At 68.4% G+C, this 26432-nt stretch carries 26 protein-coding genes, 1 tRNA gene, 1 other RNA gene and 1 pseudogene; 11 read left to right on the top strand and 18 right to left on the bottom strand.

All coding sequences use genetic code 11. The features are described 5' to 3' along the window. Positions 1-243 precede the first annotated feature (243 nt). From rnpB to E3T23_RS10005, 6 genes are all read right to left on the bottom strand, one after another. An RNA gene (gene rnpB, locus E3T23_RS09980) (RNase P RNA component class A) lies at positions 244-621 on the bottom strand. Positions 622-665: 44 nt separating this feature from the next. Next, positions 666-1403 carry a zinc ribbon domain-containing protein gene (locus tag E3T23_RS09985; RefSeq protein WP_134370220.1) on the bottom strand — a complete coding sequence of 246 codons (738 nt, stop codon included), beginning with the start codon at positions 1401-1403 and terminating at the stop codon, positions 666-668. 69 nt (positions 1404-1472) lie between these two features. Further along, positions 1473-2294 carry a Nif3-like dinuclear metal center hexameric protein gene (locus tag E3T23_RS09990; protein WP_134370221.1) on the bottom strand — a complete coding sequence of 274 codons (822 nt, stop codon included), beginning with the start codon at positions 2292-2294 and terminating at the stop codon, positions 1473-1475. A 215-nt stretch (positions 2295-2509) separates the two neighbouring features. Continuing rightward, positions 2510-3013, bottom strand: a complete 504-nt coding sequence (locus E3T23_RS09995; RefSeq protein ID WP_134370222.1) for a DUF427 domain-containing protein — start codon at positions 3011-3013, stop codon at positions 2510-2512. After that, the gene (locus E3T23_RS10000) at positions 3010-3693 is read right to left on the bottom strand and encodes a response regulator (RefSeq protein WP_134370223.1); all 684 of its coding nucleotides are present in this window, start codon (positions 3691-3693) and stop codon (positions 3010-3012) included. The genes E3T23_RS09995 and E3T23_RS10000 overlap by 4 nt, the downstream gene beginning before the upstream one ends. Further along, positions 3690-4952, bottom strand: coding sequence for a sensor histidine kinase (locus tag E3T23_RS10005; RefSeq protein ID WP_166806265.1), 1263 nt, complete (start codon positions 4950-4952; stop codon positions 3690-3692). Before E3T23_RS10005 ends, E3T23_RS10000 begins: the two co-directional genes overlap by 4 nt. Positions 4953-5092: 140 nt before the next feature. On the opposite strand from E3T23_RS10005, the gene E3T23_RS10010 reads away from it, so the two are divergent. Both E3T23_RS10010 and E3T23_RS10015 read left to right on the top strand, forming a co-directional pair. Next, entirely contained in the window at positions 5093-6007 is a 915-nt protein-coding gene (locus E3T23_RS10010; RefSeq protein WP_134370225.1) for a universal stress protein, read from the top strand. Then, positions 6004-6831, top strand: coding sequence for a universal stress protein (locus E3T23_RS10015; protein ID WP_134370226.1), 828 nt, complete (start codon positions 6004-6006; stop codon positions 6829-6831). The genes E3T23_RS10010 and E3T23_RS10015 overlap by 4 nt, the downstream gene beginning before the upstream one ends. 14 nt (positions 6832-6845) lie before the next feature. Here the strand turns inward: E3T23_RS10015 and E3T23_RS10020 are convergent, their stop codons facing one another. The 8 genes from E3T23_RS10020 to E3T23_RS10055 all read right to left on the bottom strand — a co-directional run bounded on the left by E3T23_RS10020 (position 6846) and on the right by E3T23_RS10055 (position 11775). After that, positions 6846-7739, bottom strand: a complete 894-nt coding sequence (locus E3T23_RS10020) for a universal stress protein (RefSeq protein ID WP_134370227.1) — start codon at positions 7737-7739, stop codon at positions 6846-6848. A gap of 103 nt (positions 7740-7842) precedes the next feature. After that, positions 7843-8181 carry a hypothetical protein gene (locus E3T23_RS10025; RefSeq protein ID WP_134370228.1) on the bottom strand — a complete coding sequence of 113 codons (339 nt, stop codon included), beginning with the start codon at positions 8179-8181 and terminating at the stop codon, positions 7843-7845. A gap of 79 nt (positions 8182-8260) precedes the next feature. Then, positions 8261-8977, bottom strand: coding sequence for a GAF and ANTAR domain-containing protein (locus tag E3T23_RS10030; protein ID WP_134370229.1), 717 nt, complete (start codon positions 8975-8977; stop codon positions 8261-8263). Positions 8978-8986: 9 nt separating this feature from the next. Further along, on the bottom strand, positions 8987-9697 hold the full coding sequence (locus E3T23_RS10035) for a GAF and ANTAR domain-containing protein (protein WP_134370230.1): 711 nt from the start codon (positions 9695-9697) through the stop codon (positions 8987-8989). Between the two features lie 200 nt (positions 9698-9897). Further along, positions 9898-10623: a 5'-methylthioadenosine/S-adenosylhomocysteine nucleosidase gene (gene mtnN, locus E3T23_RS10040; protein ID WP_134370231.1), complete on the bottom strand. Its 726-nt coding sequence runs from the start codon at positions 10621-10623 to the stop codon at positions 9898-9900. Then, a complete protein-coding gene (locus E3T23_RS10045) occupies positions 10620-11072 on the bottom strand; it encodes an S-ribosylhomocysteine lyase (protein ID WP_134370405.1) in 453 nt (150 codons plus the stop codon). The genes mtnN and E3T23_RS10045 overlap by 4 nt, the downstream gene beginning before the upstream one ends. Before the next feature lie 89 nt (positions 11073-11161). After that, positions 11162-11234 (bottom strand) — tRNA-Val (locus E3T23_RS10050). A gap of 73 nt (positions 11235-11307) precedes the next feature. Then, positions 11308-11775: a peroxiredoxin gene (locus E3T23_RS10055; RefSeq protein ID WP_134370232.1), complete on the bottom strand. Its 468-nt coding sequence runs from the start codon at positions 11773-11775 to the stop codon at positions 11308-11310. A 255-nt stretch (positions 11776-12030) separates the two neighbouring features. Here E3T23_RS10055 and aceE point away from each other — a divergent pair, with 255 nt between their 5' ends. From aceE to E3T23_RS10085, 6 genes are all read left to right on the top strand, one after another. Further along, entirely contained in the window at positions 12031-14757 is a 2727-nt protein-coding gene (aceE, locus tag E3T23_RS10060; protein ID WP_134370233.1) for a pyruvate dehydrogenase (acetyl-transferring), homodimeric type, read from the top strand. A gap of 8 nt (positions 14758-14765) precedes the next feature. Continuing rightward, on the top strand, positions 14766-15971 hold the full coding sequence (locus E3T23_RS10065; RefSeq protein ID WP_134370234.1) for a PucR family transcriptional regulator: 1206 nt from the start codon (positions 14766-14768) through the stop codon (positions 15969-15971). A gap of 105 nt (positions 15972-16076) precedes the next feature. Further along, positions 16077-17003 carry an ACP S-malonyltransferase gene (locus E3T23_RS10070; RefSeq protein WP_134370235.1) on the top strand — a complete coding sequence of 309 codons (927 nt, stop codon included), beginning with the start codon at positions 16077-16079 and terminating at the stop codon, positions 17001-17003. A gap of 12 nt (positions 17004-17015) precedes the next feature. Continuing rightward, positions 17016-18020 carry a beta-ketoacyl-ACP synthase III gene (locus E3T23_RS10075; RefSeq protein ID WP_134370236.1) on the top strand — a complete coding sequence of 335 codons (1005 nt, stop codon included), beginning with the start codon at positions 17016-17018 and terminating at the stop codon, positions 18018-18020. 64 nt (positions 18021-18084) lie between these two features. After that, positions 18085-18336, top strand: coding sequence for an acyl carrier protein (locus E3T23_RS10080; protein WP_134370237.1), 252 nt, complete (start codon positions 18085-18087; stop codon positions 18334-18336). Positions 18337-18426: 90 nt separating this feature from the next. Next, positions 18427-19662 carry a beta-ketoacyl-[acyl-carrier-protein] synthase family protein gene (locus E3T23_RS10085; RefSeq protein ID WP_134370238.1) on the top strand — a complete coding sequence of 412 codons (1236 nt, stop codon included), beginning with the start codon at positions 18427-18429 and terminating at the stop codon, positions 19660-19662. Positions 19663-19753: 91 nt separating this feature from the next. Here the strand turns inward: E3T23_RS10085 and E3T23_RS10090 are convergent, their stop codons facing one another. Beyond that, complete coding sequence (locus tag E3T23_RS10090) at positions 19754-20275, bottom strand: DUF3145 domain-containing protein (RefSeq protein WP_134370239.1); 522 nt, start codon at positions 20273-20275, stop codon at positions 19754-19756. A gap of 220 nt (positions 20276-20495) precedes the next feature. Between E3T23_RS10090 and E3T23_RS10095 the strand changes: the two genes are divergently transcribed. Further along, entirely contained in the window at positions 20496-21110 is a 615-nt protein-coding gene (locus tag E3T23_RS10095) for a PadR family transcriptional regulator (RefSeq protein WP_166806266.1), read from the top strand. Between the two features lie 36 nt (positions 21111-21146). Here E3T23_RS10095 and E3T23_RS10100 read toward each other — a convergent pair whose 3' ends face one another. Next, the gene (locus tag E3T23_RS10100) at positions 21147-22886 is read right to left on the bottom strand and encodes a bifunctional 3'-5' exonuclease/DNA polymerase (RefSeq protein WP_241977819.1); all 1740 of its coding nucleotides are present in this window, start codon (positions 22884-22886) and stop codon (positions 21147-21149) included. A gap of 53 nt (positions 22887-22939) precedes the next feature. After that, the gene (locus E3T23_RS10105; RefSeq protein WP_134370242.1) at positions 22940-23629 is read right to left on the bottom strand and encodes a phosphoribosyltransferase; all 690 of its coding nucleotides are present in this window, start codon (positions 23627-23629) and stop codon (positions 22940-22942) included. Positions 23630-23957: 328 nt separating this feature from the next. On the opposite strand from E3T23_RS10105, the gene E3T23_RS10110 reads away from it, so the two are divergent. Continuing rightward, positions 23958-24260, top strand: coding sequence for a hypothetical protein (locus E3T23_RS10110; RefSeq protein ID WP_134370243.1), 303 nt, complete (start codon positions 23958-23960; stop codon positions 24258-24260). A gap of 219 nt (positions 24261-24479) precedes the next feature. On the opposite strand, the gene E3T23_RS15250 is transcribed toward E3T23_RS10110, so the two are convergent. Then, a complete protein-coding gene (locus E3T23_RS15250; RefSeq protein WP_166806267.1) occupies positions 24480-24623 on the bottom strand; it encodes a hypothetical protein in 144 nt (47 codons plus the stop codon). On the opposite strand from E3T23_RS15250, the pseudogene E3T23_RS16090 reads away from it, so the two are divergent. After that, positions 24558-26400: pseudogene (locus tag E3T23_RS16090) on the top strand (helix-hairpin-helix domain-containing protein); the annotation flags it as partial. The gene E3T23_RS15250 and the pseudogene E3T23_RS16090 overlap by 66 nt on opposite strands. Positions 26401-26432: the final 32 nt, after the last annotated feature.

Below are 26432 nucleotides of genomic sequence, written 5' to 3' on the forward strand. Positions count from 1 at the left end.
ACCTTCCCGTTCTCGAACCGGCTGATCGGTACGAGGACGCCGTGGAAAAGGCCGTCTGCTTCGGCTGGTTCGACAGTGTCCCGCACCGCCTCGACGCGGACCTATTCCTGCGGCTCATGACCCCCCGCAAACCGGGAGGCGGCTGGGCCCCGAGCAACAAAGAACGTGTCGAGCGGTTGGGCAAGGCAGGCCTGCTTGCTCCGGCCGTGATCGGTGCGGCGCGGCGCCCTGAGGCTGGAAAGTGGAATGGGCCGGCTATTACGCCGGGTTCTGTCCCGGTGCCGAAGCACCCTGGACGGCCATCTATCTTGGGACTACGTTGCCGCAGCCCTCTAGCGGTCTACCCGGAAACTCGGCGAGCCGCCTTGGCGTTTCCTGTCTGACCTTGCTCCGGACGAGGTTTACCTAGCCGACCAGGTCACCCTGGTCTCTGGTGGTCTCTTACACCACCGTTTCACCCTTACCGCCGGCCGAAACCGGAGGCGGTTTACTTTCTGTGGCACTGTCTCGCGGGTTACCCCGGGTGGGTGTTACCCACCATCCTGCTCTGCGGAGCCCGGACGTTCCTCGGCATCCGCTGACCCGAGGGGCAACGGATGACGCGACCGTCTTGCCGACCCATTCCACAGTCCAGAATACAGGCCGCAGGCAGGGGCGGATTCCACCTAGATCCCGGATTCCTCCGTACGCACCAGGATCGCCCCGCAGTCCGGGCAGAACAGGACCTCGTCCGCCGGCGAGGAACGCACGGCGTCGAGGTCGCTGCCGGTGAGCGTCATCGTGCAGCCGCTGCAGGTGCGCGCCCGCAACAGCGCCGCGGCGTTGCCCCGGCCCGTCACGAATCGCTTCTCATAGAGGGCGGCGAGGTCCTCGGTGACGCTGCCGGCGACGGCGGCCCGGTCCCGGCGGATTTCGCCGAGCTGCCGGGTCAGATCGGCGAGGCTCGCGTCCCGCGACTGCTCGGCCTCGTGGATCCGGCCCGCGATGGCATCCCGCTCCGCCTCCACCGCTGCTACCGCCGCATCGCTCTCCTCGAGCCGCTCCATGACCGCGATCTCGATCTCCTCGAGCGCCAGAAGGCGCTTGCGCAACGCAGCGAGCTCAGTCTCCAGTGCCTGCACGTCTTTAACCGAAGACGTGTGCTGTACCCGGTCGCTGTCCCGAGCGATGCGCTTCTCGACCACGTCGACGTCGGATTCGATCCGCGCCAGCTCGGTGCGAACGTCATCGCGTTCACCGGCGCGGGTGCTCAGTGCCATCCGGGTGGTGTCGAACAACTGGGTGAGTTCCCGGAGCTCGGCGTGCTGGGGCAAGGCCTTCGACTGGTGCCCAACCTGCTGCAGTCTGATGTCGAGTGCCTGAAGCCGGAGAAGCTCCTTCTGTTCTACTGGGGATGCCTTCACGTTGTCCTGACCTTTGCGAATAGTGAATCTGAGCGTGCGGTGGGGGCGGATCTGAACTCCATCGGCAGGCTACTGCACGATCGCGAAGTCCCAGGGATCCGTGCGCAGGGAACTGCAGGTGATGCGCACACCGGGCAGGGCGGCCCGGAGCTGATCGGCGGCCGGCTCGATCCAGAGCCATTCACTGGCCCAGTGCGACACGTCGATCAGGGCGGGCGTGCCGCCGGTCAGTCCGGCCTGCTCGCGAGCTTCCGAGGCCGGGTGGTGCCGGAGATCGGCGGTGATGTAGACATCCGATCCCTGGACGGCGGGATGGCCGAGGAGAGAATCGCCGGCGCCGCCGCAGAGTGAGACGGTTTCGACGACGCTGCCGTACTCCCCCGAGACCCGCACGCCGCCGGCGGTGGCCGGCAGGAGCTGGGCGAGGCGGTGCGCCAGCTGGCCCAGGCTGGTCGGCTGCGCGAGCCGGCCGACCCGGCCGATTCCCGTTCCCGGCGCGGAGCCCGCAGTGATGGGTGCGGCGTCGACAAGGCCGAGGCGGGTGGCGAGGATGTCCGAGACCCCATCGACGACGACATCGGCGTTGGTGTGCGCCGCGAGAAGGGCGCAGTCCGCCCGGATCAGCCGACCGAGCAGGGCTCCCTTGTAGCGGTCTTCGGCGACCGACGTCACCCCGCGCAGTAACAGCGGATGATGCACCAGGAACAGGTCGGCGCCGTGTCCGACGGCCTCGTCCACGGTCGCGGAGACCGCGTCCACGGCCAGGTGGATCGATTCAACCGACCGGCCGGGGTTGCCGCACACCAGCCCCGGGGCGTCCCAGGATTCGGCACCGGACAACGGCCACAATTCATGGATGATCCGAGTTACATCGGCGAGCGAGACTGACACCTCGCAAGCCTACCGGTGCCGGAGCTGCGCCGACGTTAGCCAAAATGACACCCTGCCAGCCCGGCTGCCAGGTCGTCGCCGGGGCGTCCTGGGGTGTCGGAGCCGTCGAGGCCCGTCTGGTTCAGGTCGGGCAAGCCGCGAATCCAGCGAGAAATTCTCACCGTGGGTCCGAGGCGTGATGACCGGGCCGCCGAACGGTGGCGCGTGGAAGAGCCTCACCAGCCGAGACTGCCTGGAGCCCCCTTGAACGGTCCGACCACCCGGGAGGTGATCCAGCCGCCGTAGAAGTCGCCCGGCTGCGGCAGCACCCGTTCCCCATTCACGGTGACTTCGTCCATCCGTCCGGGGTACAGGGCGACGCGCTCGACAAGGTCTTCGAAGCCACGCGTCGGCGACGGGTAATACCATCCGGCCGCCACCTCCAGGCGTCCCGGGGCAAACACGCTCAGGTAAGACGCCGCACCCTTGAACTCGCAGTAGGACTGTCCGGGTGCCGGTTCGAGGCTTCCCGCGCGGAACGCGGAGCGCGGCAGGTAGTAGACCGGCGGATGGCTGGTCTCGAGCACCCGGACGGCGTCGTCCGTGTCGACGATGACCAGGCCGCCGATGGTGACGACGACCCGGTCGGTACTCTGCTCCACGCGGGGTGGTCGCGGGTAGTCCCAGACCGATTCCTGGCCCGGTCCGGGCACGACCCGGTTGACACGATGCGGTTTCATCCGGCCAGCGTACCGGGAGAGCCCGGTCGAAATCGAGCGGAGGGCTCGCCCTCGCGGCGGTGCAACTCCGCCCCGAAAACGGCGGCCTGGGTTCGGCGCTCCATGCCGAGTTTGCTGAGCACCCCCGACACGTAGTTCTTCACCGTTTTCTCGGCCAGGTCGAGGTGCACCCCGATCTGCCGGTTGGTGAGTCCCCGGGAGATCAGATCGAGGACCTGCCGTTCCCGCGTCGTCAGCGCGCGGGCGGCAGAGTCACCCCGGTCCAGCCCCAGCGAGGCTGCGACCCGGCCGTCCAGCAGCGGGGTGAGCAGCGACTCCCCCTGGGCCACCCGCCGGATTCCCGCCACCAGACGTTCGCCGCGGATGTCCTTCAGCACATACCCGGACGCCCCGGCGAGGACGGACGCGCGGCTTGCCTCGTCGTCGTCGAACGCGGTGAGCATCAAACACCGGATGCCGGGATCCCTCGAGCGAATGTCCCGGCAGGCGTCGATGCCGCTTCCATCAGGGAGCCGCACGTCGAGGACCACGACGTCCGGCCGGGTCGCGGCGACCCTGGCCAGGGCCTGCCGCTTCGTTGCCGCCTCCCCCACCACCTCCAGATCGCCTTCGGCGTTGATCAGCCCGGCCAGTCCGACGCGGACGATTTCGTGGTCGTCGACCACGAACACGCGCGTCATCGGTCGCTCCGTACCGGAACATCGGCCAGGCGGGCGGTCCAGCGAAGCAGGGCGCCGCGAGGCACCCGGTCGGTGAGGGACACCATCCCCTGCCAGCGTTCGGCACGGAAAGACAGATTGGCGACGCCGCTGCGACGCTCGGAGCCGCCCAGGCCGACCCCGTTGTCGCTGATCTCAATCGTGACGGTGTCGGCCGCGACGCAGACGCTCACCTCCGCATCCCGGGTCCGCGCGTGGCGGACCACGTTGGTCAACCCCTCCCGCACCACGGCGACCAGATCGTCGGCCAGCGGGGCGGTGACGAGCAGATCGATCGCACCGGAGAAGAGCATCTGCGGCGGGTGTTCGAAGAGAGGCCCGAGTTCGTCGAGCAGGTCGAGAATACGGCGCCGGACGGACGGACGGACGGGGTGCGCCTGGAACGACAACGCGAAGATCGCAGTGCGGATCTCGGTGATGACGGCGTCGAGGGCTCCCACCTCATCGGTCAACCGCTGCCCGAGCACCGGGTCCGTCGTCATCCCGCCGAGCGCCTGCACGGCGAGCCCCGCAGCGAAGACCCGCTGGATCACCCGGTCGTGCAGCTCACGTGCGATCCGGTCGCGGTCGGCGACCACCGCCAAGCGCGCACGGTCCGAGCCGTTCCGCTCGAGCTGGAGGCCCGCGTCTACCAGACGGGCGAAATCACCGGCCGATTCGAGGTCCCCAGCCGTGAACGGGGGTGCCCCGCACGACCGGGCGGCAGTCAGAGCCAGGGCGGGCCGACCGGATATCCCGGATCCCCCGACGGGGACGACCATCGTCGGCCCGCCGATCAGGAGCAACTCCGAGCCCGTAGCCTCGCGGTCTCCCCTGCCGACGAGGACGGGTCGGCCTGAGGCGATCGCCCGCCCGCACAGGCTCCCTCTCGCAGGGAAGGCCAGGCCCTGCAGTTCCCCGGCGGGCCCGTCGTTCACCGCGTGGACGACGACAACCTCCTCAGCGTCCGCGTCGCCGCCCGGAACGACAACCCCCGGAGCAACAACACGCGTCCCGACCAGACAGACCAGTTCGGCGTCCGCTGCCAACGCGAAAATATCTGTCAGCAATATCAGCGGGTCGTTGGTCGTCTCTCCGCGCAGACCCTCGATGAAATCCGCGGATGCGGCCGCCCACCGCGACGTCCGAGGGCCGTGCAGGCGCGCGCGGGGGTTGAACACCGTCCCCGGGGCAAGCTCTGGAGGTTCGTTCAGGGTGAGTGGGATACGTTCGTGGGACATGGCCGGGGATCGCCTCTCGTCTGGTAGCGGGGATACTACCCGCACGGGACCTTCGGCCCTGTCCCGGACACGCCCGCACTGCCACCCTGACGTGGATCGGACTGTCCGGTGCGATTCCATCCAGAGCAGGGGTCACCTCCATGGTCGAAAAAGTGATCGTCGCCATCGACGGCGGCGCAGCCAGCAAGACGGCCCTCGAGTGGGCCCTCGACAGGGTCGTGACGCTCGAACGGCTGCAGGGCACACCCGTCAGCCTGGAACTCACCACGGTGGTGGATCTGGGCTGGTACCCCGCCGAGGGATCGGACTACTCCAGTCAGCCGGCCTACGAGCGCGCGCTCGCGGAAGCCATTCGACGGGTCGAGCAGGTGGCCCCCACCTGCCGGAAGACGGGATACATCCGCCATGGCGTCCCGCTCGACGAACTGGCCCGGGCATCGGCGACCGCCGACCTCCTGGTCGTCGGCACCAGGAAGACCGGCGTCCTCGCCGGGACCGTCTTCGGCACCCTTCCCCTTCGCCTCGCAGCCCACTCCCGGTGCCCCGTCATCGTCGTCCCCGTCACCTGGCAGGCGCGTGGCGGCAGCATCGTCGTGGGGATGGAGGACGACGTGACGGCTCTCGTTGCCGTCGACTTCGCGGCTCGCGAGGCCGAGCGTTTCCATTCGCCTCTCGAGATCGTCCACTCCTGGACGATCCCCGCGACGGTGGCCGTCGAATTCGGCGCCGTCCTGCCCTATGAGGAGATGCGGGATGCCCACGCGCACATCCTCTCCGGGGCCACGCGGAGGGTTCGCGACACGCATCCCTCCTTGCATATCACCGAGGTGCTGGAGCAGGGCACCGCGGCATCCGTGCTCGTGGACGCGTCCCGGGCGGCCTCCCTCGTCGTCGTCGGCACGCACGGCCGCGGGGCCGTCGGCAGCCTCTTCCTCGGTTCGGTCAGCCACGACGTGCTGATGAACCTGCCGTGCCCGGTCGCGGTGGTGCCCCGCCCCGCCGGCGAACGCGCCGAGTCACAGCCGCATTCCGCGGAAGGCACGGAGAAGCGATGAGCACCTACTACATCGGTTTCGACGGCTCCGATCCGAGCCGGGCGGCCGTGCGCTGGGGTCTGGCCCGGGCGGAGGCGGCCGGGTCCCCCGTGGTGCTGGTGCACGTCGTCGACGACGAGTGGGGGCTGCTGGGTCCCGACTACGCGCGGGAAGCGGAGCGCCGGGCGGACAGCCTGCTCGTGCGGGAGGTCGACGCGGCGCGGACGCACGCCGGGCTGAACATCGGCGCGCTGGTCCTGCACGGGTCACCGGCCTGGACGCTCGCCGCCGTGCCGACATCCGGCGACGTCCTGGTCGTCGGAACCCACAAGACAGGCTCCCTGCGCGGACGCGTGCTCGGCTCGCGGAGCGTTCAAATCGCCGCGGCCGCCGGTTGCACGGTCGCCGTGGTGCCGGAAACCACCGGCGACGGTCGGCGCGGAGTCGTCGTGGGGGTCGACCGCTTCGAAGGGTCCACCTCGGCCGTCTGCCGCGGAGCCCGAGAGGCGCACCGGCTCGGCCAGGAGCTGATCCTCGTGCATGCGCCGTCAATTCTGGGTGCGGAGCCCGGATCCCCGGCCCTGCCCGAGTCCACCCGGGCGGCAGAGCACGTGCTCCAGGCCGCGGCGACACTGGCGGCCACGACCACCCCCGGCGTGCTCGTGCACCCCCGGCTGGTGCACCTTCCGCCGGCCGAGGCTCTGCTCGATGCCGCCGGCGAGGCGGCCCTGCTCGTGCTCGGAGTCTCACATCCGCGGCCCGCGACCCAGTCGGTGATCGGTTCGGTCACCCACGACGTTTTGATGAACATCAATCTGCCGGTGCTGATCGCCCGATCCGACTGACACGGACCGTTTGATTACCGGGGTTCGGGGCCCGGTCCCGCTTCGGTCGCGTCGGTGCCGGTCACGGCGGCCCTGATCACGGCGACCGGGCAGGGCATGGTCAGCACGATCACGTGGCTGACGGAACCCAACCAGAAACGGGCGAACCCCTGGCGACCGTGGCTGCCCACGACGAGGAGCCGGGCACCGGTCCCCGCCGTCACGAGAGCGTCCACCGGCAACCCGAGGTCGAGCCGCAGGTCGAGGTCCAGGTCCGGGTAGCGTTCGGCCAGTCCGGCCACCGCTTCGGCGAGGACGAGGCGGTCCGCCTCATCGGGCTCCATCGGCCAATCGATCATGGCACTGTCCTCGGTCCACGGCGCCGGTGCGCTCCAGCAGTACAGGGCCGTCAGCCGCTCGCCCAGTCTGTCCGCCTGCTCGGCGGCGAATCGTACGGCGGCGAGTGACGCCTCGGAGCCGTCCACTCCGACGACGACCCCGGCGCCGCCCTTTTCCTCCTGCTCGGGCACGACGACGACGGAACCGGCGGCGTGCGCGGCGATCTGCGCGGCATGGGTGCTGAAGACATAGTCGCGAAACCGACCCAGGGCATGCGAACCAACGACCAGGAGCTCAGCGCCGACGGCCCAGTCGGTGAGCGCGCCGGTGGGCGAGCCCTCCAGGACCGTCGTGTGGAAGGTCAGGGCTGGCGCGACGCTCAAGGCCTCCTCGGCTTCACGCGTGAGCAGAGAGTGGGCCTGATCGCGGGCCGAGTGCAGGAACCCGGCCGGTGTCGTGCCGAAGGTCGCATCGACGACGTGCACCAATTCGATCTCCAACCGCCGGGGACGCGCATAATCGATCGCCCAGTAAAGCGCAGCGCGGGCCGCCGGTCGGCCGCTGATCCCCACTACGACACGGTCGTCCATTCGGGCCTCCTCCAGTCCCCGGCACAGCGGGCAGAAAGGTACACGATGTCGCGCGCCGAGCCGTTGGACCAGTGCCGAAAGTCCCGGCCGCGGCCTTGCCCGATCAGTAGTCGAACTCGTCGAACTGGGGAGAGTCCAGGCCGTCACCCGTCCACGAGGCGCGACCCGAGGCCGTGCCGGCCCGAGCCTTGTGGCGGAGAGTGTCCACCGTGTCCGGCTCCAGCAGCTCCGAAAGACAGGATTCGACGGTGATGCAGCCCAGTCGGCCGGATCCACCGATCAGGATCTGGACCCGACCGACGAGGCCGGTGTCGTCGATGATCGGAAGGTCGACGACATCGACCTGGGGGCGGAGGCTCAGCGCCTCTGCGTAGTACATGACGGCGACCGCAAGGTCATCGCCCGTGACGACTGACCCGCCGGGGTGAAATATGCGCTTCATGGTAGGCCCCTGCTTGCTCACGGATAAGGCACGTGCAGCCGGGGTCCAGGGCCTTCCTTCATAGTAGTCCTTGCCGGGACTACAGGGTCAGAGCGCGCTTCACTACCTGTTCGGCAACCTCGACCAGCGGCCGGCCGTTGTTGCGGGCATACTGACGCAGGATCGCGAAGGCCCCGTCCATATCGACAATGTGCGTGAAGGCGACGACGCCTTTGGCCTGCTCGATCAGTACGCGGCTGCTGAGCGCGTGCTGCAATTGAGCCCGAGCCACGTCGCCCTCTCTGATGGCACGCTCCTGGAGGATGCCGATCGTGGCGGTGTCGGCCAGCGCCTGGACGGTGCGCAGGTCTTCCGTTCCCAGGCCACCGAGGCGATCCCAGAAGAGATTGAGCGATCCGATGGTCGTCGCGCGCAACCGCAGGGGAACCGAGTGCATCGATTTGAAGCCGAGTTCGAGGGCTCCCGCCCGGAACCGTGGCCACGCCGGGGCGAGGACATCGAGGTCGGGGATGGCCACCGGTTTACCCGTCGTGAAGCACTCGACGCAGGGCCCGTTGTCGGCCCGCAGCTGGAGGATCTCGATCAGCCGGCTGCGTTCGTTGGTCGAGGCCACGACCTCGAGATCGTTCTCGTTGCCGGCGCTCAGGATGATTCCGACCGCGGAAGCCTCGAAGAGGGTGGCGCACGTGTCCACGAGGGTCTGCAGCAGGTCAACGACGTCGTACCCGACGACGAGCGTGTCGGCCAGCGTGACGAAGGTCTCTACCAGCTGACCCTCGCGTGTTCTCGTCACCATAATTCCATCCTAGGACCCGTCGAATTCTGAAGTAAAATCAAGTTTTCGAGCCACCACATCGTCCGCCACCTCGCGGACGGTGCGAGCGTGGGAGAACGCATAGCCCTGGAGGAGCAGCAGGGCGTCTGAGGCTCCCAGGTTCAGTTGGGCCAGCACCATACCCGTCGCCTGGTGCACGACGCGTCGAGAGTAGCCCTCGTCGGCGTCAGGGTCCGGCTTCATCGTCTGCGCGAGCAGGACACGCCGAAGAACCTGGCGGGCCGCGATCCCGACCATCGTCGTGGCGTCGGCGATCTGCGGCCCGGTCAGGGTGCGGGGGCGGCGGGAGTAGAGATCGACTGCGCCGATGTCCAATGATCCAACGACCATGGGGAAGGCGAACACGCCTCCCACATCGGTCCCGTCGAGCGTCTGCACGAAAACCGGCCAGACCGGGTTGCCGTGCTGACGGATGTCGCCGGAGAGCACCGGGACGTGGGTCGCCAGGGCATCCCAGCACGGACCTTCGCCGAGGTCGAACTGCAGTTCGTCGAGCCGGGCGGCGGACGCATCGCTCGCGCACACAGTTTCGGTGCCGAAGGGACCTCCGAGGGTGGAGATCGCCACGCCCGTGACGGGCAGCACCCTCAGAAAAGGCGAACACAGATCCGTGCCGTTCAGGTGTGCGTTGGACAACTCCTCGACGGCGAGGCCGAAGGATCGACGATCAGGCAGCGACATGTCGCTGATCACCCCCTTCATGTTCCCGAGCGCTCGGCTCAGCGGGACAGCGATGCATCCCCTCGCGTGCAGCGACTTTCGATAGCCGCGCCCGTTTCAGGTTATCGCGCGGAACCCCGAAGCGTGCAGCGATCGGCGACCCTGCGCCGGGTCACCCCGCGGCGGCGGGACCACCGTCATGGTGGGGCTCCCGGCCGCGATCAGTCGACGAGCCGGCGCAGCGTCTCCAACACGACCGCGGCGGAGCGGTCGGCCGCGTCGTCGACGTGGGCCAGGTGGTCGTCGATCGGTCCGCACAGGTCGGAGATACCGCGAATGGCCACGAACGGCACCTTGTGTGCGAAACAGGTCTGGGCTGCGCCCACGGACTCCATGTCGGTGGCGAGGACCCCGGGGAACAGCACACGGAGGAGCTCGGCGCGCTCCTCGCTCACGAAAGCGTCGTTGGAGACCAGCAGCCCGCGATGCACGACGAGCACCGAACCATCGGGCATCCGGGCTGAGGGCACGGCGAGGCGGAGCGCCGCAGGCGCGCCCTCGTAGCGGGCCGGCATGCCGGGCACCTGGCCGAGCGCGTACCCGAAGACGCGTGCGTCAGCGTCGCTGTTCAGGTATTCGCTGCCGATGACCACCTCTCCCACCTGGACCTGCGCTCCGATCCCGCCGGCCGAACCCGCGCTGATCACCAGCGGCGTCGCCGCGGGGTCGTCGGAGCGTGCGAAGAGGAGTGCGGATGTTGTCGCACCGGCCGCGTTGACCAGCCCGATGCCGCTCTGCACCAGCAGCACCTCGCGCCCGGCCAGGGTGAGGCGGTGTCGGCGGGCCATGCCGACGGTGACCGGCGCGGTGACGGCGGTGGCGGCCGCCAGGAACGGAGCGGCCTCCTCCTCCATCGCGACCAGAATGATCGCGTCGACGGGGCTCATGCTGTGACGGTGGTCCAGCCGTCGCGGGCGGCCAGGAACGCCCTCACCGCGTCTTGGGCGGCCGTCAGCGAGTGGTTGGCTCCCCAGCCGCACTGCACCTCATTGGCGGCCGGCACCTCGGTGGCGCCGAGGATGTCGATCATGGTGGCCTCGATCAGCCCGAGAACCTCTGCGTACTCCGGCTGCCCCTGCAGGATGAGGTAGAACCCGGTCTGGCAGCCCATCGGCGAGAAGTCGATGACGCGGGTGGAATGGTTGCGGGAGTGCTCGGCGAAGAGGTGCTCGATCGAGTGCACCGCCGGCATCTCCAGGTGCAGCGCGTTGGGCTGCGTGAAACGCACGTCGTACTTCACGATGGTGTCGCCCTGCGGCAGCACCTTCGTGTCGGCCAGGCGCACGTAGGGCGCGACGACCGTGCGGTGGTCGAGGTTGAACGACTCGACGTTCATGCGTGGCTGGTTCACGTGGTCTCCCTGAAAACTGTCGTGGCACTCGGCTCGGGCTCATTCGCGACGCACGTGATCAGGGGTTTTATTTGTGGGCCCTACCGGGCTCGAACCGATGACATCCACGGTGTAAACGTGGCGCTCTACCAACTGAGCTAAAGGCCCCTGACACAACGGCCGGTGAAGGCCGTGCACCATCATACAGATTCTGCGCGCCGGATGAACTGCAGCCGGGGGTTCACACCGGCTGGAGCTCGCCGATCGCCGCCCGGTAGGCCTCCAGCGACCGAGGCTCACCCGGCGCGGTGATGAAGCTGGCCCGGATGATCCCCTCACGGTCGATCAGGAACGTGGCCCGGTTGGCGAAGCCCTTCTCCTCGAGGAAGACCCCGTATTCCTTCGCGACGGCACCGTGCGGCCAGAAGTCGGCCAGGAGATCGAAGGTGTACCTCTCCTGCTCCCCCCAGGCGCGCAGGGCGTGACGGGAATCGACCGAAATGCCGAGCAGTTCCACCTCGTTGGCGGCGAACAACGACAGGTTGTCCCGCAGCTCGCACAGCTCGCCGCTGCAGACCCCGGAGAAGGCGAGGGGGAAGAAAACCAGGGCGACCGACTTCTTTCCACGGAACTCGCTGAGCTGAACCCTCTCCCCGAACTGGTTGAAGAGCTCGAAATCAGGAGCCTGAGTGTCATTTTCCAACGCCATGGAGCGCTTCCTTTCGTGCGCCCACTGGAACAGTGCAAGGCGACGCCACAGCCTAGTCCCGCCACCTGCGGGATCCAAGATGACCGTTCCGGGACCCCCCGATTCCCGGCACGAACGGCGCTCACCGATCGTGCACAGACCGGAGGCATAATCTGTAGGCTTGCGTGGTGCCACCGGTCGTGTCCCGACCGCCACCCGGCACCGCTAACCCGGCAGATTCGTTCCTATGTTCTGCCCAACAGAGAGAGGTCGAGTGTGACTGTCAACGACCAGGACCCGTATTCGGTTAACAGCACGGATTCGGACCCGGAGGAAACGGCCGAATGGTCGGATTCGCTGGACGCGCTCGTATCGGCCCACGGCCACCAGCGTGGTCGGGAGATCATGCTCACGCTCCTGAAGCGCTCCAAGGAGCTCCACCTCGGCGTACCCATGGTGCCGACCACGGACTACATCAACACCATCGCCGCCGGCAATGAGCCCGACTTCCCCGGCGACGAAGACATCGAGCGCCGGTACCGCGCCTGGATCCGCTGGAATGCCGCCGTCCTGGTCCACCGCGCCCAGCGCCCCGGCATCTCCGTCGGCGGCCACATCTCGACCTACGCGTCATCCGCCGCCCTCTACGAGGTCGGCTTCAACCACTTCTTCCGCGGCCAGGACCATCCGGGCGGCGGAGACCAGATCTTCATCCAGGGACATGCCTCCCCCGGTACCTACGCTCGTGCTTACCTCGAGGGCCGCCTGACCGCCGACCAGCTCGACGGATTCCGTCAGGAAAAGTCACACGCCGCCAACGGCCTGTCCTCCTACCCGCACCCGCGTTTGATGCCCGAGTTCTGGCAGTTCCCGACCGTGTCCATGGGACTCGGACCGATCAACGCCATCTACCAGGCACAGACCAACCGGTACCTCACCAACCGCGGAATCAAGGACGCCAGTGACCAGCAGGTCTGGGCGTTCCTCGGCGACGGCGAGATGGACGAGGTCGAGAGCCGCGGGCAGCTGCAGGTTGCCGCCAACGAGGGGCTCGACAACCTCAACTTCATCGTCAACTGCAACCTCCAGCGCCTGGACGGCCCGGTGCGCGGCAACGGCAAGATCATCCAGGAACTGGAAAGCTTCTTCCGCGGTGCCGGTTGGAACGTCATCAAGGTCGTCTGGGGCCGCGAGTGGGACGAACTGCTCGCCCGCGACACCGACGGCGCCCTCCGCGACCTGATGAACGCCACGCCCGACGGCGACTACCAGACGTACAAGGCCGAAAGCGGAGCCTACGTGCGCGAACACTTCTTCGGCCGGGACCCCCGCGCGCTCAAGCTCGTCGAGGGCTACACCGACGACGACATCTGGAACCTCAAGCGCGGCGGCCACGACTACCGCAAGGTGTACGCGGCGTTCAAGGCGGCCTCCGAGCACAAGGGGCAGCCCACCGTCATCCTGGCCAAGACGGTCAAGGGTTACGCCCTCGGCCCGAGCTTCGAGGGCCGCAATGCGACCCACCAGATGAAGAAGTTCACCCTCGACAATCTCAAAACCTTCCGCGACAGCACACACATGCCGATTACGGATGCCCAGCTCGAGGAAAACCCCTACCTCCCGCCCTACTTCAAGCCCGACGAGAACGACGAGGCGATCCAGTACCTGCACGAGCGTCGCCGCGCGCTCGGCGGCTACGTGCCGGAGCGGCGCAGCAAGTACACGCAGATCAACCTGCCCGATGACGCGACCTACGCCCCCACCAAGAAGGGCTCCGGCACGCAGGAGATCGCGACCACGATGGCCTTCGTCCGGCTGCTCAAGGAGCTGCTGCGCGCGAAGGACTTCGGAAACCGCATCGTGCCGATCATTCCGGACGAGGCCCGTACCTTCGGCATCGACGCGTTCTTCCCCAACGCCAAGATCTACAACCCCAACGGGCAGCAGTACACCTCGGTCGACCACGCGCAGCTGCTGGCGTACAAGGAGAGCCCACAGGGTCAGATCCTGCACGTCGGGATCAACGAGGCCGGCGCGATGGCCGCCTTCACCAACGTGGGCACCGCCTACGCGACGCAGGGTGAACCGCTCATCCCGGTCTACGTGTTCTATTCGATGTTCGGTTTCCAGCGCACGGGTGACGCCATGTGGGCCGCGGGTGACCAGATGGCTCGCGGCTTCATGATCGGCGCCACTGCCGGCCGCACCACCCTCACCGGTGAAGGCCTGCAGCACGCCGACGGCCACTCACCGTTGCTGGCCTCGACGAACCCCGCCGTGGTCTCGTACGACCCGGCTTACGGCTACGAGATCGGGCACATTGTGCGCTCGGGGCTCGAGCGGATGTACGGCGGAACGCACACCGACCCCAACGTCATGTACTACATCACCGTCTACAACGAACCGCAGGTGCAGCCGCGCGAGCCCGACGACGTGGACGCGGACGGCATCGTGCGCGGCATCCACCGCGTCAGCGTGTCTGATCTGGCCGGTCCGAAGGCGCAGCTCCTGGCCTCGGGCGTTTCCGTGCCATGGGCCCTTGAGGCGCAGGCACTGCTCGCCGAGGACTGGGGGGTGTCCGCCGACGTCTGGTCGGTCACCTCATGGGCGGAGCTGCGTCGCGATGGCCTCGCAGCCGAGGAACACAACTTCCTCTACCCGGAGGACGCACCGCTCATCCCGTATGTGACCGAGAAGCTGGCCGGCACCACCGGCCCGTTCATCGCCGTCACCGACTTCATGCACGCGGTGCCGGACCAGATCCGACAGTTCGTGCCCGGTGACTTCGCGACCCTCGGTGCCGACGGGTTCGGTTTCTCCGACACCCGTCCCGCCGCCCGCCGCTTCTTCAAGATCGACGGCCCGTCGATGGTGGTGCGTGCACTCGAACTGCTCGCCCGCCGCGGCGACGTCGACCCCGGTGTCGTCGGCCAGGCCATCGCGAAGTACCGGTTGCACGACGTCACGGCGGGGACCACCGGTTCCGCCGGGGGCGAGAGCTAACCGCCCCCGTGGCCCCCACACCGAAGACGAAGGAACAGACGCTCAACTGGCTGCGAACGATATCCGGCGAGCTGTCCACGGCGACCCTGAAACGTCTCGAGGACACGCTGCCCTGGTACGGCGATATGCCGCCAGGGCGGCGGTCCGCCGTGGGCCTGGTCGCCCAGGCCGGGATCACGTCGTTCATCTCCTGGTTCGACGACCCTCGATCCACACCCTGGATCGCGGCCGACGTCTTCGGTGCCGCCCCACGTGAACTTCTGCGCTCGATCAGCCTGCAGCAGACCCTGCAGCTGATCCGCGTCACGGTCGAGGTGGTGGAGGAGCGGGTCAAGGACGGCGGAGAGATGCTGCGGGAGGCCATCCTGTTGTACTCCCGCGAAATCGCCTTCGGAGCGGCGGATGTCTACGCCCGGGCCGCCGAGGCGCGCGGTCTTTGGGACGTGCGCCTGGAAGCCCTCGTGGTGGACTCAATCCTGAGCGGCGAGTACGACGACGAACTGCCCAGCCGGATCGCCGCGCTCGGCTGGCACGGGCACGGCGAGGTCTGCGTGCTCGTGGGCACGACGCCCAAGATGCTGGACGTCGACCAGCTGCGTCGCTCGGCCCGCCACATGGCCGCCGACGTGCTGATCGGGGTGCAGGGCAACCGACTCGTCCTGGTCGTCGGCCGGGCCCACCCGACATCCACCGACACGGATGACGCGATCGGTACGGCATCCGCCCTCAGCTTCATGGAGATCGCGGTGCAGCTCGAACCGAGCTTCGGCGCCGGTCACCTGGTGCTCGGCCATGAGGTACCGAACCTGGTCGACGCGTCCAAAAGCGCCAAAGCCGCCCTAGCCGGCTTCGCCGTGGCCCGGTCCTGGCGCAATGCCCCCCGCCCGGTGCAGGCCGACGACCTGCTCCCCGAACGCGCCCTGGCCGGAGACCCGCTCGCCCGCGCGACCCTGATCCACCGCATATACCGCCCGCTGCAGGCACATTCGACCGAGCTGCTCACCACGCTTTGGTGCTACCTGGACAACGGCCGATCCCTGGAAGCAACGGCGCGGGAACTCTTCGTGCACCCGAATACCGTGCGCTACCGCCTGAAACGGGTGTCCGAGGTGATCGGCTACGACGCCACGGGGGCCCGCGAGGCCCTCATCCTGCAGGCCGCGCTCATCATCGGGTCGATCAGCGACCACGACGGCTCGACCCGCCGGCGGTAGCGGCGCCGCCAGAGACGGCAAACCTGCGGGATCCGACAAACGTTCCCCGAATAGTTGGTGGATCTCCGACACGCCGGTGACAACCGAGCTTGGGAGACTGGACCAATGATTGTTGTCGTCTGCCCCGGTCAGGGCTCGCAAACCCCCGGTTTTCTCGAACCATGGCTGCGGGACCCCACCTTCGCCGCCGGACTGGACGAGATCTCCGCGGCCTGCGGAATCGATCTGGTCCGGCACGGCACCGCGAGCGACGCCGACACCATCCGCGACACCCGGATCGCTCAGCCCCTCATCGTGGCCGCCGGTCTACTGACCCTGGACGCACTCCTCGCCGACGGGCGTCGTGACCGCATTGCCGGAATCGCCGGGCACTCGGTGGGCGAGATCACGGCTGCCGCCGGCGCCGGCATCCTCAGTGCGGCGGACGCCGTGCGTTTCGTGCGCGAGCGGGGTAACTCCATGGCGGAGGCCGCCGCTCTGGAACCATCCGGCATGAGCGCCGTGCTGGGCGGGGATGAAGCCGAAATCCTGACGCGTCTTGACGAGCTCGGTCTCGCGCCGGCCAACTTCAACGGCGGCGGCCAGATCGTCGTGGCCGGCTCCGCCCTGGCCCTGGCCGCCCTCGGTGAGAACCCGCCGTCACGAACCAGAGTGATTCCGCTGCAGGTGGCCGGTGCATTCCACACGCGGTATATGCAGCCGGCGGTGAGCCACCTCAGCCAGGTCGCCGCGCAACTCGTGCCCGCCGACCCGTCGCTTCCGATCTGGACGAATCATGACGGCAGCGTGATCTCCAACGGCGCCCGGTTCGTGGAGTTACTGGTTGACCAGGTGTCCTCGCCGGTACGGTGGGACATGTGCATGCGTTCATTCGCCGATGCCGGCGTGACCGGGATCATCGAGGTCGCACCGGCCGGCGCTCTTGTCGGCCTCGCCAAACGAGCACTCAAGGGTGTGCCCAGCGTCGCGATCAAGACGCCGGACGATCTGCCCGCTGCGTTCGACCTGATCGACCAGCAGAACCAAGTCTGACCGAAAGAGAATATGTCCAATCCAACACTCCAGCAGTCGCACGGTCCCCAGTACACCCGGATCCTCTCTGTCGGTGCCGCCCGCGGCGACCTCCTCGTGCCCAACGACGACCTGGTCGGACCGATCGATTCGTCCGATGAATGGATTCAGCAGCGCACCGGCATCATCACCCGCACCCGGGCAAGCCAGGACGTCGGGGCCGTCGACCTGGCGACGGATGCCGCCCGCGAGGCCATCGAGCGCTCCGGCATCGAGCCGCACCTGATCGACGCCGTCATCGTGGCCACCATCAGCAACAGCCGGCAGACGCCGTCCATTGCCGCCGTGGTCGCCGATCGGGTCGGCGCCAACCCCGCCGCCGCCTACGACGTCAACGCCGCCTGCGCCGGATACACCTACGCCGTGGCGCAGGCGGATTCACTGATTCGAACAGGCACAGCCCACTACGCCCTCGTCATCGGCGCGGAGAAGCTGTCCGACCTCGTCGATCCCACAGACCGCAGCATCTCGTTCCTCCTCGGCGATGGCGCGGGCGCCGTCGTCATCGGCCCGAGCGACTACCCGGGGATCGCCCCCACCGTGTGGGGCTCCGACGGGTCCAAGGCCGATGCCATCACCATGAATCACACCCTGCAGGAATACCGTCGTGGCGAATCCGAATGGCCCACCCTGCGCCAGGAAGGCCAGACGGTCTTCCGCTGGGCCGTCTGGAACATGGCGAAGGTGGCGAAGGAGGCTCTCCAGGTCGCAGGAGTCAGGAGCGACCAGCTCGCCGCCTTCATCCCACACCAGGCCAACATGCGCATCATCGACGAATTCGCCAAGCAGCTGAAGCTCCCCGACTCCGTCGTCATCGCCCGCGACGTCGCCACCACCGGCAACACCTCGTCGGCGTCGATCCCTCTGGCCACCCACCGCCTGCTCGAAGAGCACCCCGAACTCAGCGGAGGCCTCGCCCTTCAGATCGGCTTCGGCGCCGGACTGGTGTTCGGCGCGCAGGTCGTCGTGCTTCCCTAGATTTCACTCAACCCCCCTCTAAACTGAGTCTCGGTCATACGAGACACCCCCAAGGAGAAATAACATGGCACTGTTGTCCACCGAAGAAGTTCTTGCCGGCCTGGCCGAACTCATCAACGACGAGACTGGCATCGCGACCGACACGGTTGAGATGGGGAAGTCATTCACCGACGATCTGGACATCGATTCCATCTCGATGATGACCATCGTCGTCAACGCTGAAGAAAAGTTCGACGTCAAGATCCCCGACGAAGAGGTCAAGAACCTCAAGTCCGTCGGCGACGCCGTCGACTTCATCGTCAAGGCTCAGGTCTAATCCACAAACGAACAGGCCGGTCGGCGTTCGCCGACCGGCCTGATCTGTGGGTGATGCCCACGTTTGCACGCCTCACGGAGAGTTAACGTTATGACCAAAAAAATCGTCATCACCGGCATCGGTGCGACCTCCCCTCTCGGCGGCACGGCCGCCGACAGCTGGTCTGCCCTGCTCGCCGGCGAATCGGGGACGAGCACTCTCGACCACGAATGGGTGGCTCGAACCCAACTTCCGGTGACCTTCGCCGCGCAGGCCAGGGTTCCGTCCATCGACGTCCTGGCCCGTCACGAGACCAAGCGTCTCGACCCCTCCAGCCAGTTCGCGCTGATCGCCGGGCGTGAAGCCTGGGCGGATGCCGGCTCCCCCGAGGCAGACCCCGAACGGTTGGCCGTCGACTGGGCCACCGGCATCGGCGGAGTCTGGACTCTCCTCGACGCGTGGGACACCCTCCGCGAACGCGGTCCGCGTCGCGTCCTTCCGATGACCGTGCCCATGCTCATGCCGAACGGCCCCGGAGCGGCCATCGGCATGGACCTGCATGCCCGTGCCGGAATCACCACGGTCGTGTCGGCGTGCGCCTCGAGCACCGAGTCGCTCGTGAACGCTTACAACCGCCTGCAGGCCGGGCTCGCCGACATCGTCATCGCCGGTGGTTCCGAGGCCGCGATCCACCCGCTGCCGATCGCATCCTTCGCTGCCATGCAGGCTCTGTCCAAGCGCAACGACGACCCTGCCACGGCGTCGCGCCCCTATGACATCACCCGGGACGGCTTCGTCCTCGGCGAGGGCGCCGCGGCGCTCGTCGTCGAGACGGAAGACCATGCCAAGGCCCGCGGCGCGCGCATCTACGCCGAGCTTCTCGGCGGCGCCGTGACGAGTGACGCGTACCACATCACCGCTCCGGACCCCGAGGGTACGGCGGCGGCCCGCGCGATGATCACCGCGATAAGCAATGCCGGCGCGAGCCTCGCGGATGTTTCGCACATCAACGCGCACGCGACCAGCACGCCGGTCGGCGACATCGCCGAGTACAACGCCCTGCGCCGCGTCTTCGGCGACCTGCTCGACGGCATCCCGGTGTCGGCGACCAAGGCCTCCACCGGCCACCTCCTCGGCGGTGCCGGGGCGATCGAGGCCCTGTTCACGGTTCTCGCTCTGAACGAGCGCATGGCCCCGCCGACCATCAACCTGCAAAACCAGGACCCGAGCATCCCGCTCGACGTCGTGACCATGCCACGCACGCTGCCGGCCGGCGACCTGCTTGCCATCAGCAACTCGTTCGGTTTCGGCGGCCACAACGCCGTCGTCGCGTTCCGTTCGAACTAGTTCCGCCCGGCGGAACACCGTCGGAACCCGCACGACCCCGATCGGCAACGGTCGGGGTCGTCTGCGTTCGGGGCCGGTTGCGGCGCCGCCATCAGCCCACCTGGTGCAACCACACCACGGAGTTGAAATCGCTGGCCTGCCGGAACGGTTCGAGCTCGTCGTCCCAGGCCTGCCCGAGGGCAAGGCGCAACTGACGGTGCAGGTCGAGGGCATTCGTTCCGGCCAGTTCCATCGCGTGCCGCAGCCGGTCCTCGGGGATCACGACGTTCCCGGCTGTATCCGTCTGGGCGAAGAAGATCCCCAGGTCGGGGGTGTGCAGCCAGCGCCCCCCATCGGTGCCGGCACCGGCGTCCTCGGTGACCTCGAAGCGGAGATGATCCCAACCGTGGAGCGCCGAGGCGAGCCTCGCGCCGGTTCCCCGGGTGCCCTCCCAGAAGTACTCGGCGCGCTGCGACCCGCGGAGCACGGGCTGCTCGGACCAGTCGAATCTAACGGGCAGGCCCAGGGCATGACCCACCGCCCACTCCACATGGGGACTCAGCGCGCGCGGCGAAGAGTGCACGTAGATGAAACCCCGCGCAGTCGCTGCCTGCCGAGCTTGTGAAGCCACCATCGTTTCTCCCGTTCTGTCAGGTGCGTCTTCCCCAACGACCTGTGAACGAAACAATGCGGCGTGCTGTGAACTTGTCGAGACCAATCCCGTCAACGCGCAGCGCCAGGCGCTACTCCCCTGAATTATGCCTCAGCGACCCGTGCGATCACAAGGCGTGAGCCGGGACTGGCTCCCCGCTCGCTATACTCAGTATGGTTATTGCCCGACCACTGGAGGTCCCATGTCTGTACGCAGCTGCCTGTTGGCGATCCTGACGATCGGTCCGGCCTACGGCTTCCAGTTGCACGGCGAACTCGAGTCCAGAACCGCCGGCCGGAGAGCGGTCAACGTCGGGCAGATCTACGGCACCCTCGAACGGCTGGTGAAGCAGGGATCCGTCGAGTCAGCCGGCACCACCGAGGACGGCCTCCCCCTGTACCGGATCACCGCGCTGGGCCAGGCCGAAGCGCTGCACTGGCTGACCGTCACCGAGAGCGCCCCCGGCGACGAGTGGAACGACCTGGTCGACCGGGTCCTGATTGCCGCCTCCCTCCCTGACCCTCAGGCGTTGGGCATCGATGCGCGGAGCATCGTTGCCGGGTACCGTCGGAGCTGGCAGGCGGTCGCCGAGCGCGCGGTCGTCGGCTCGGTAAGCATGACCGCCGTCAGCACCGCCTCCGCACGCATCGGGGCGGAACGCCTGGCGAGCGAGGCCCGGGCGGCACTGGCGGCCGCCGCGCTGTCCTGGCTTCGGGACGTGGACGCGTTACTCGCCGACAGTCCCTCCGACGCCTTGCGGCACGGACTGAACGACGTGCGGCCGAGGCGCGGGCGACGACCGGCATCCGTCGCCTGACCCGGGGCGACCAGCAAACCAGTACTGTCGTGGCTGCTACTTCGCCTGTGCGTAGCTGTCCACCTTCGCTACGGTCAGCAGGAAGTCGACCGGGAAATCGCCGAACAGGTGCCGGCCGGCGGTGTGCGCCGCGCGCCGGATGATCTCCTCGACGGTATCGGCCAGCGCGGCAGGCGTGTGCACCATGACCTCGTCGTGCAGGAAGAAGACCAGGTGCGGGGCCCGGCCGAATTCCGCCCCGGCAACGGCCGCACCACCCAACGGCAGCATCCGCAGCTCTCGCCGCAGCTCCGCCATCCAGCACAGCGCCCATTCCGCCGCGCTGCCCTGGACGATGAAATTCCGGGTGAAACGGCCCCAGTCGCGCGCCTGGCTACGCGCCCGGCGTTCGTCGGCAGCCGTGGCCTGTGGGTCGTAGGCCTGCGCCTGGGTGGCCAGCCAGCGCTCCCCGGGCAGCGGGGAGGAGCGTCCGAGTCTGGTCGTGACGCTCTCGCCGCGTTCCCCGGCTCGAGCGGCCGTCTCGGTGAGCGCGAGCGCGCTCGGGAAGGCCTTCGCGAGCCGCGGCAGCAGCCGCCCGCTCTCCCCGCTGGTGGCGCCGTACATGGCCCCGAGCATGGCGACCTTCGCGTGGTCGCGGGTCTCCACGACACCCTCGGCCACGATCCCGGCGTAGAGGTCCGTGCCTCGGCCGGCCTGAGCCATGGCCGTGTCGGCCGACAATGCGGCGAGGATGCGCGGTTCCAGTTGTGCGGCATCCGCGACCACGAGTTTCCAGCCCTCATCGGCGACGACGGCCCCGCGCACCTGTTTGGGCAGCTGCAGGGCTCCCCCGCCTCGGGTGGCCCAGCGTCCGGTGACGACCCCGCCGGGGATGTACTCGGGGTGGAACCGACCGTCGACGATCCAGGTGTCCATCCAGTGCCAGCCGTTCGCGCTGAGCAGCCGGGCCAGCTTCTTGTACTCGAGCAGGGGCGCTATCACGGGGTGGGTGAGCTCCTTGAGCTCCCACGCTCGGGTGGACGCCACCCGCAGGCCGACCTGCTGCAGGGCCCGCATCAGGTCGGGCTGCGAGTCGGGGTTGAGGCCGGGCTCGCCGAGGCTGTCGCGGATGCGCCCGGCGAGGTGTTCGAGGCGCTCCGGCCGGATGCCCGGGGCCACGCGGGGGCCCAGTTCGCGGGTCAGCAGGGCCTCGTGCACGTCGGTTCGCCACGGCAGGCCCGCGAACCGCATCTCGGCGGCGATGAGCGCCCCGGCCGACTCCGCGGCGAGCAGCAGCCGGAGCCGTCCGGGTGCCCGGCAGCTGCGGACGGCGTCGAGCTGACGCCGGAATTCCGCCTGCGCGCCGGCCCCGGAGGCGCGGCCGGTGTCGCCGTCGGTTTCGCTGTCGCTGTCGCCGTCACTGTCGCCGTCGAACAGGTCGAAAAGGGTCACCCCGGATGCGGCCGCGTCCGGTTCTAAGGCAGGCGCCCGGTCCCAGCGGCTCGGCTCGGCCCGGGCCAGCGCGCTAGCCTGGGTGAGAGTCGACTGGCGCAGGATCGCATGGCACAGGCGTAGGTCGTGCGCCCGCTGCACCCTGACCCCGGCCGCCAGCAGTGGTGGGTACATACGAGCGGTGTCCTCCCACACCCACCGGGGCCGGTCGTGCTCCTGATCGCGCACGTAGCCCGGGAATTCGTGGACAGGCACACGGAGTGCGGGCCCGGCGAGGGTGCCGTCCGCGTCGAGCGGCAGCACGAGGATCTCCCCGTTGCCCGTTCGACTCGCCAAAAGGTGCACCTCCCCATTCTGCCGGGTCGGGGCGGGCGAGGCGGGCATCCGTCGCAAGGACCTCAGGTGCTCACGTCGTCCGGAGGGAGGGGGACATCCGCCTCGGCCCACGCCTCCTGGAGTAGCTGGACCGTCTCCTCGTCGGTGAGTTGGTGGAAGTCGGCGTAGAACGGGCCGATCGCCCAGAACTCCTGCGGGGCGTTCAGCACGACGACGACATCCGTGTACTGCCGCATCTGGCCGACCAGGTCCGCCGGCGCGACGGGGACCGCGAGCACCGTCAGCGCGGCACCCTGCCGTTTGAGTGCGGCGAGGGCTGCTTTGGCCGTGGCTCCCGTCGCGAGGCCGTCGTCCACGACCACGGCGACACGGCCCCGCGGGTCGATCGGCGGGCGGCCGCCGCGATAGAGACGGCGACGTCGTTCGATTTCGGCCAGCTCATGCCGGCGGGCCCGTGCCAGACCCACCGAGTCGCCCCCGGTGGCGGCGAACACATCCTCGTTGACGATCATCTGCGGACCTGCGTCGTCGACGACCGCCCCCAGCGCGACCTCCGGATAGCCCGGCGCCCCGATCTTGCGCACCAGGATGAGGTCTAGCGGTGCGCGCAGGCGCCGGGCGACCTCGACTGCCACCGGCACGCCGCCCCGCGGCAGGGCGTAGACCACCGGGTCATCGATCTCCAGCGCGGTCAGTCGTTCGGCCACCTGTTCGGCCAGCCGTCGGCCGGCCTCGCTCCGATTCGTGAACATCAGGCTCCCGCCCGGCGGATTGCTCGTGCAGCGTCCGCCACGCCCGATTCTGCCGCCGGGGCCGGCCTTTGTCGAGTGCGGCTCGATTGCACCGGACGTGGGGCGGTGCAGGCGAGCACAGGACCTGGTGGATCATAGTTCCATCCACTGGAAAGGCGTTCCAGCCGCCGGTGCGGTGACCGAAGCCTGCCGTTGTGTCGGGCGTCCGCCGCACCGCTGTCGACCACTGGACTCCTCCGGGTGCCGACGGCACACTCGATTGCACCAGAACACTGACGGCACCATCGAACGGGACCTGGATCAGCTTGCGTATCGACGACTCGCCACCTTGACTGCACGGACCGGCATGATGACCGGCATCGTCGTCCTGCTGTCGCTCGGCATCCTGTTACCGGGCACGGCCGGTGCCTCCGCCGAGGACTGCCCCGAGGGCATCGCGCCGATCGTCGACGTGAACGGGAATCCGCAGTGCGTGGCGGTGGATGGGACCGATCCCGAACCGACAGCACCGCCGACGACGCCGCCGACTCCCCCGCCGACCGACCTCCCAGAGCCGGAAGAGCCGGCTCCGCCGGAAACTGAGCGGAGCCCCCTGCCCCCGCTTCCATTCCGCCCACGGGGTCCCCGCTGAGCAGAAGGACACCGGCACATCGACGCCGGCGGTCGTGCCCCCGGAGCCGCCCACGAACGCCGGCACGACCGGGGTGATAGTGCTCTCGGTCCGGCCGTTCATCACCGTCCGCAGGCGGCCGAGAGCGCTCGGCTGACCCGCCCCCGGGGCAACCGGAGAAACCATGAACGCGACCACCGGATTCCCGCACCTGCACGTCGCCAGCGCCGACTCCACCCACTACGGGGTGACGATGCCGGTGCGCCTCGTCGACCAGGCCGCCGCGCAGGGCAGTTCGTTCCTGGCGGTGACCGAAACGGTCTGTCTGGCGCGGTCAAGCACCTGCGCGCCGGTTCCGGTGCCGTCGCCCTGGCGGCCGCACATGCCCGCCTGGCCCACGAAATGGCCACGGTGGAGAGACTCGGTTTCTCCGGCTACGTCCTCACCGCGGCGCGGGTCGCGGACCTCATCCGGAAGATGGGCATCCGGATTCAGGCGCGCGGGTCCGGGGTCGGCTCGGTGCTTCACTACGCCCTGCACACCTCCTCGGTGGAGCCGATCGCCAACGGGCTGCTCTTTGAGCGCTTCCTCTCCCCTGAGCGGCAGTACCTGCCCGACATCGACCTCGACGTCGAGTCGGCCCGGCGGCACGACATCTACCGGGCCGTCTTCGACTTCTTCGGTGCCGACCGGGTCAGCCTGATGTCAATGACGAACGCGTACCGCGGCCGGGGTGCCGTGCGGGACGCCGGCCTGGCCATGGGGTTGTCGGGCGACACGATCGATGCGATTCCCAAGCAGATGTGGCGCTTCAATGCACGCGATTTCCGCCGCGCCCTGGTCGAGAAGCCCGAGCTGGCTGAACTGGCCGCCGACGTGCGCCGGTCGGAGCACCTGGACCTGCTGGTCGACCTGACCGCGAAACTCGACCGGCTCCCCCACCATTTCTCCGTGCGCCCTGCGGGGTCATCCTCTCCGACGCATCGTTGCCGGACCGCACCCGGGTGCAGGCGTCCGGGATGGGGCTGCCCATGTCCCAGCTCGACAAACACGACATGGACCCGATGGGCCTGATCAACCTGGACATCCTGGGCGTGCGCATGCAGTCGGCCATGGCCCATGCAGTCGAGGAACACCGGCGCCTGTCGGGCGAGGGGATCGACCTCGACCGGATCCCGCTGGAAGACCCGGCGACCTTCGAACTGATCCGCTCCACCCGCTCTCTGGGCGTCTTCCAGCTGAGTCCCCCGGGCAGATGGAGCTGGTCGGGAAGCTGCAACCCGAGGTCTTCAACGACCTGACCGTGGAGATCTCCCTGTTCCGGCCAGGCCCGATGCAGAACAACATGCCCCTGCACTACCTGCAGGCCCGGCACGGGGAGGTTGCCCCCGACTTCCTGCACCCGAGATTCGAACTCATTTTGCGGGAGACGCGGGGCGTGGTCATCTTCCACGAGCGGGTGATGCGCCTCCTCGACGAACTCACCGGCTGCGGGCTCGGCCGAGCGGATGTGCTCCGTCGCCACCTCGGGAAACCCGGCGATCTGCCCCGCATCGAGGCGTTCGTGCGGGAGCGCGCCTTGGAGCGAGGGTTTCCGCCCGTCGTGGTGAGCCAGATCTGGCCGGTGCTCGCCGGGTTCGGCAGCTTCGGTTTCGCCAAGGCGCACGGGGCGGCGTTCGCCCTTCCGACTTCCCAGTCCGCCTGGCTGAAGGCGCATCACCCGGCGGAGTTCCTGGCCGGTCTGCTCACCCACGACCCCGGCATGTGGCCCAAGGACCTGATCGTGGCGGAGGCGCGGTTACTCGGCGTCCCCGTGCTGGCCCTGGACGTGCAGCGGAGTGCGCTCGGATACCAGGTGGAGGAACTCGTCGACGGGCGCCGCGGCAGCCGTCTGGCTCTCCCGGAATGGGCCGGGGGCACCGAGGCGGAACGAGCCCGGATCGTGCAACACCAGCCGTTCACGTCCTTGCAGGACTTCCAGGGTCGGTTGCGGCCGAAGCGGCGTACCTTCGAGGCCCTCGCCCGGCTGGGGGTGACGCCGGCCTCGCGGCTGCAGAACCTGCCGGGCGGCACCGAGGTGCTCATTGCCGGTGTACGCCGGGCGTCCAACACCCCCCCCGATGCGCAGTGGCCGCCGGGTGGTCTTCGTCAGTCTCGATGACGGCACCGGGCCGGTGTCGAACGTGGTCTTCT

Source organism: Cryobacterium cheniae (assembly GCF_004403395.1).
Taxonomy (GTDB): domain Bacteria; phylum Actinomycetota; class Actinomycetes; order Actinomycetales; family Microbacteriaceae; genus Cryobacterium; species Cryobacterium cheniae.

Excerpts from the sequence above, each read along its gene's own strand:
- E3T23_RS09995 (WP_134370222.1), bottom strand. The coding sequence starts at position 3,013 with ATGAAACCGCATCGTGTCAACCGGGTCGTGCCCGGACCGGGCCAGGAA.
- E3T23_RS10000 (WP_134370223.1), bottom strand. The coding sequence starts at position 3,693 with ATGACGCGCGTGTTCGTGGTCGACGACCACGAAATCGTCCGCGTCGGA.
- E3T23_RS10005 (WP_166806265.1), bottom strand. The coding sequence starts at position 4,952 with ATGTCCCACGAACGTATCCCACTCACCCTGAACGAACCTCCAGAGCTT.
- E3T23_RS10010 (WP_134370225.1), top strand. The coding sequence starts at position 5,093 with ATGGTCGAAAAAGTGATCGTCGCCATCGACGGCGGCGCAGCCAGCAAG.
- E3T23_RS10015 (WP_134370226.1), top strand. The coding sequence starts at position 6,004 with ATGAGCACCTACTACATCGGTTTCGACGGCTCCGATCCGAGCCGGGCG.
- E3T23_RS10020 (WP_134370227.1), bottom strand. The coding sequence starts at position 7,739 with ATGGACGACCGTGTCGTAGTGGGGATCAGCGGCCGACCGGCGGCCCGC.
- E3T23_RS10025 (WP_134370228.1), bottom strand. The coding sequence starts at position 8,181 with ATGAAGCGCATATTTCACCCCGGCGGGTCAGTCGTCACGGGCGATGAC.
- E3T23_RS10030 (WP_134370229.1), bottom strand. The coding sequence starts at position 8,977 with ATGGTGACGAGAACACGCGAGGGTCAGCTGGTAGAGACCTTCGTCACG.
- E3T23_RS10035 (WP_134370230.1), bottom strand. The coding sequence starts at position 9,697 with ATGTCGCTGCCTGATCGTCGATCCTTCGGCCTCGCCGTCGAGGAGTTG.
- mtnN (WP_134370231.1), bottom strand. The coding sequence starts at position 10,623 with ATGAGCCCCGTCGACGCGATCATTCTGGTCGCGATGGAGGAGGAGGCC.
- E3T23_RS10045 (WP_134370405.1), bottom strand. The coding sequence starts at position 11,072 with ATGAACGTCGAGTCGTTCAACCTCGACCACCGCACGGTCGTCGCGCCC.
- E3T23_RS10055 (WP_134370232.1), bottom strand. The coding sequence starts at position 11,775 with ATGGCGTTGGAAAATGACACTCAGGCTCCTGATTTCGAGCTCTTCAAC.
- E3T23_RS10070 (WP_134370235.1), top strand. The coding sequence starts at position 16,077 with ATGATTGTTGTCGTCTGCCCCGGTCAGGGCTCGCAAACCCCCGGTTTT.
- E3T23_RS10075 (WP_134370236.1), top strand. The coding sequence starts at position 17,016 with ATGTCCAATCCAACACTCCAGCAGTCGCACGGTCCCCAGTACACCCGG.
- E3T23_RS10080 (WP_134370237.1), top strand. The coding sequence starts at position 18,085 with ATGGCACTGTTGTCCACCGAAGAAGTTCTTGCCGGCCTGGCCGAACTC.
- E3T23_RS10085 (WP_134370238.1), top strand. The coding sequence starts at position 18,427 with ATGACCAAAAAAATCGTCATCACCGGCATCGGTGCGACCTCCCCTCTC.
- E3T23_RS10090 (WP_134370239.1), bottom strand. The coding sequence starts at position 20,275 with ATGGTGGCTTCACAAGCTCGGCAGGCAGCGACTGCGCGGGGTTTCATC.
- E3T23_RS10095 (WP_166806266.1), top strand. The coding sequence starts at position 20,496 with ATGTCTGTACGCAGCTGCCTGTTGGCGATCCTGACGATCGGTCCGGCC.
- E3T23_RS10105 (WP_134370242.1), bottom strand. The coding sequence starts at position 23,629 with ATGTTCACGAATCGGAGCGAGGCCGGCCGACGGCTGGCCGAACAGGTG.
- E3T23_RS15250 (WP_166806267.1), bottom strand. The coding sequence starts at position 24,623 with ATGTGCGGCCGCCAGGGCGACGGCACCGGAACCGGCGCGCAGGTGCTT.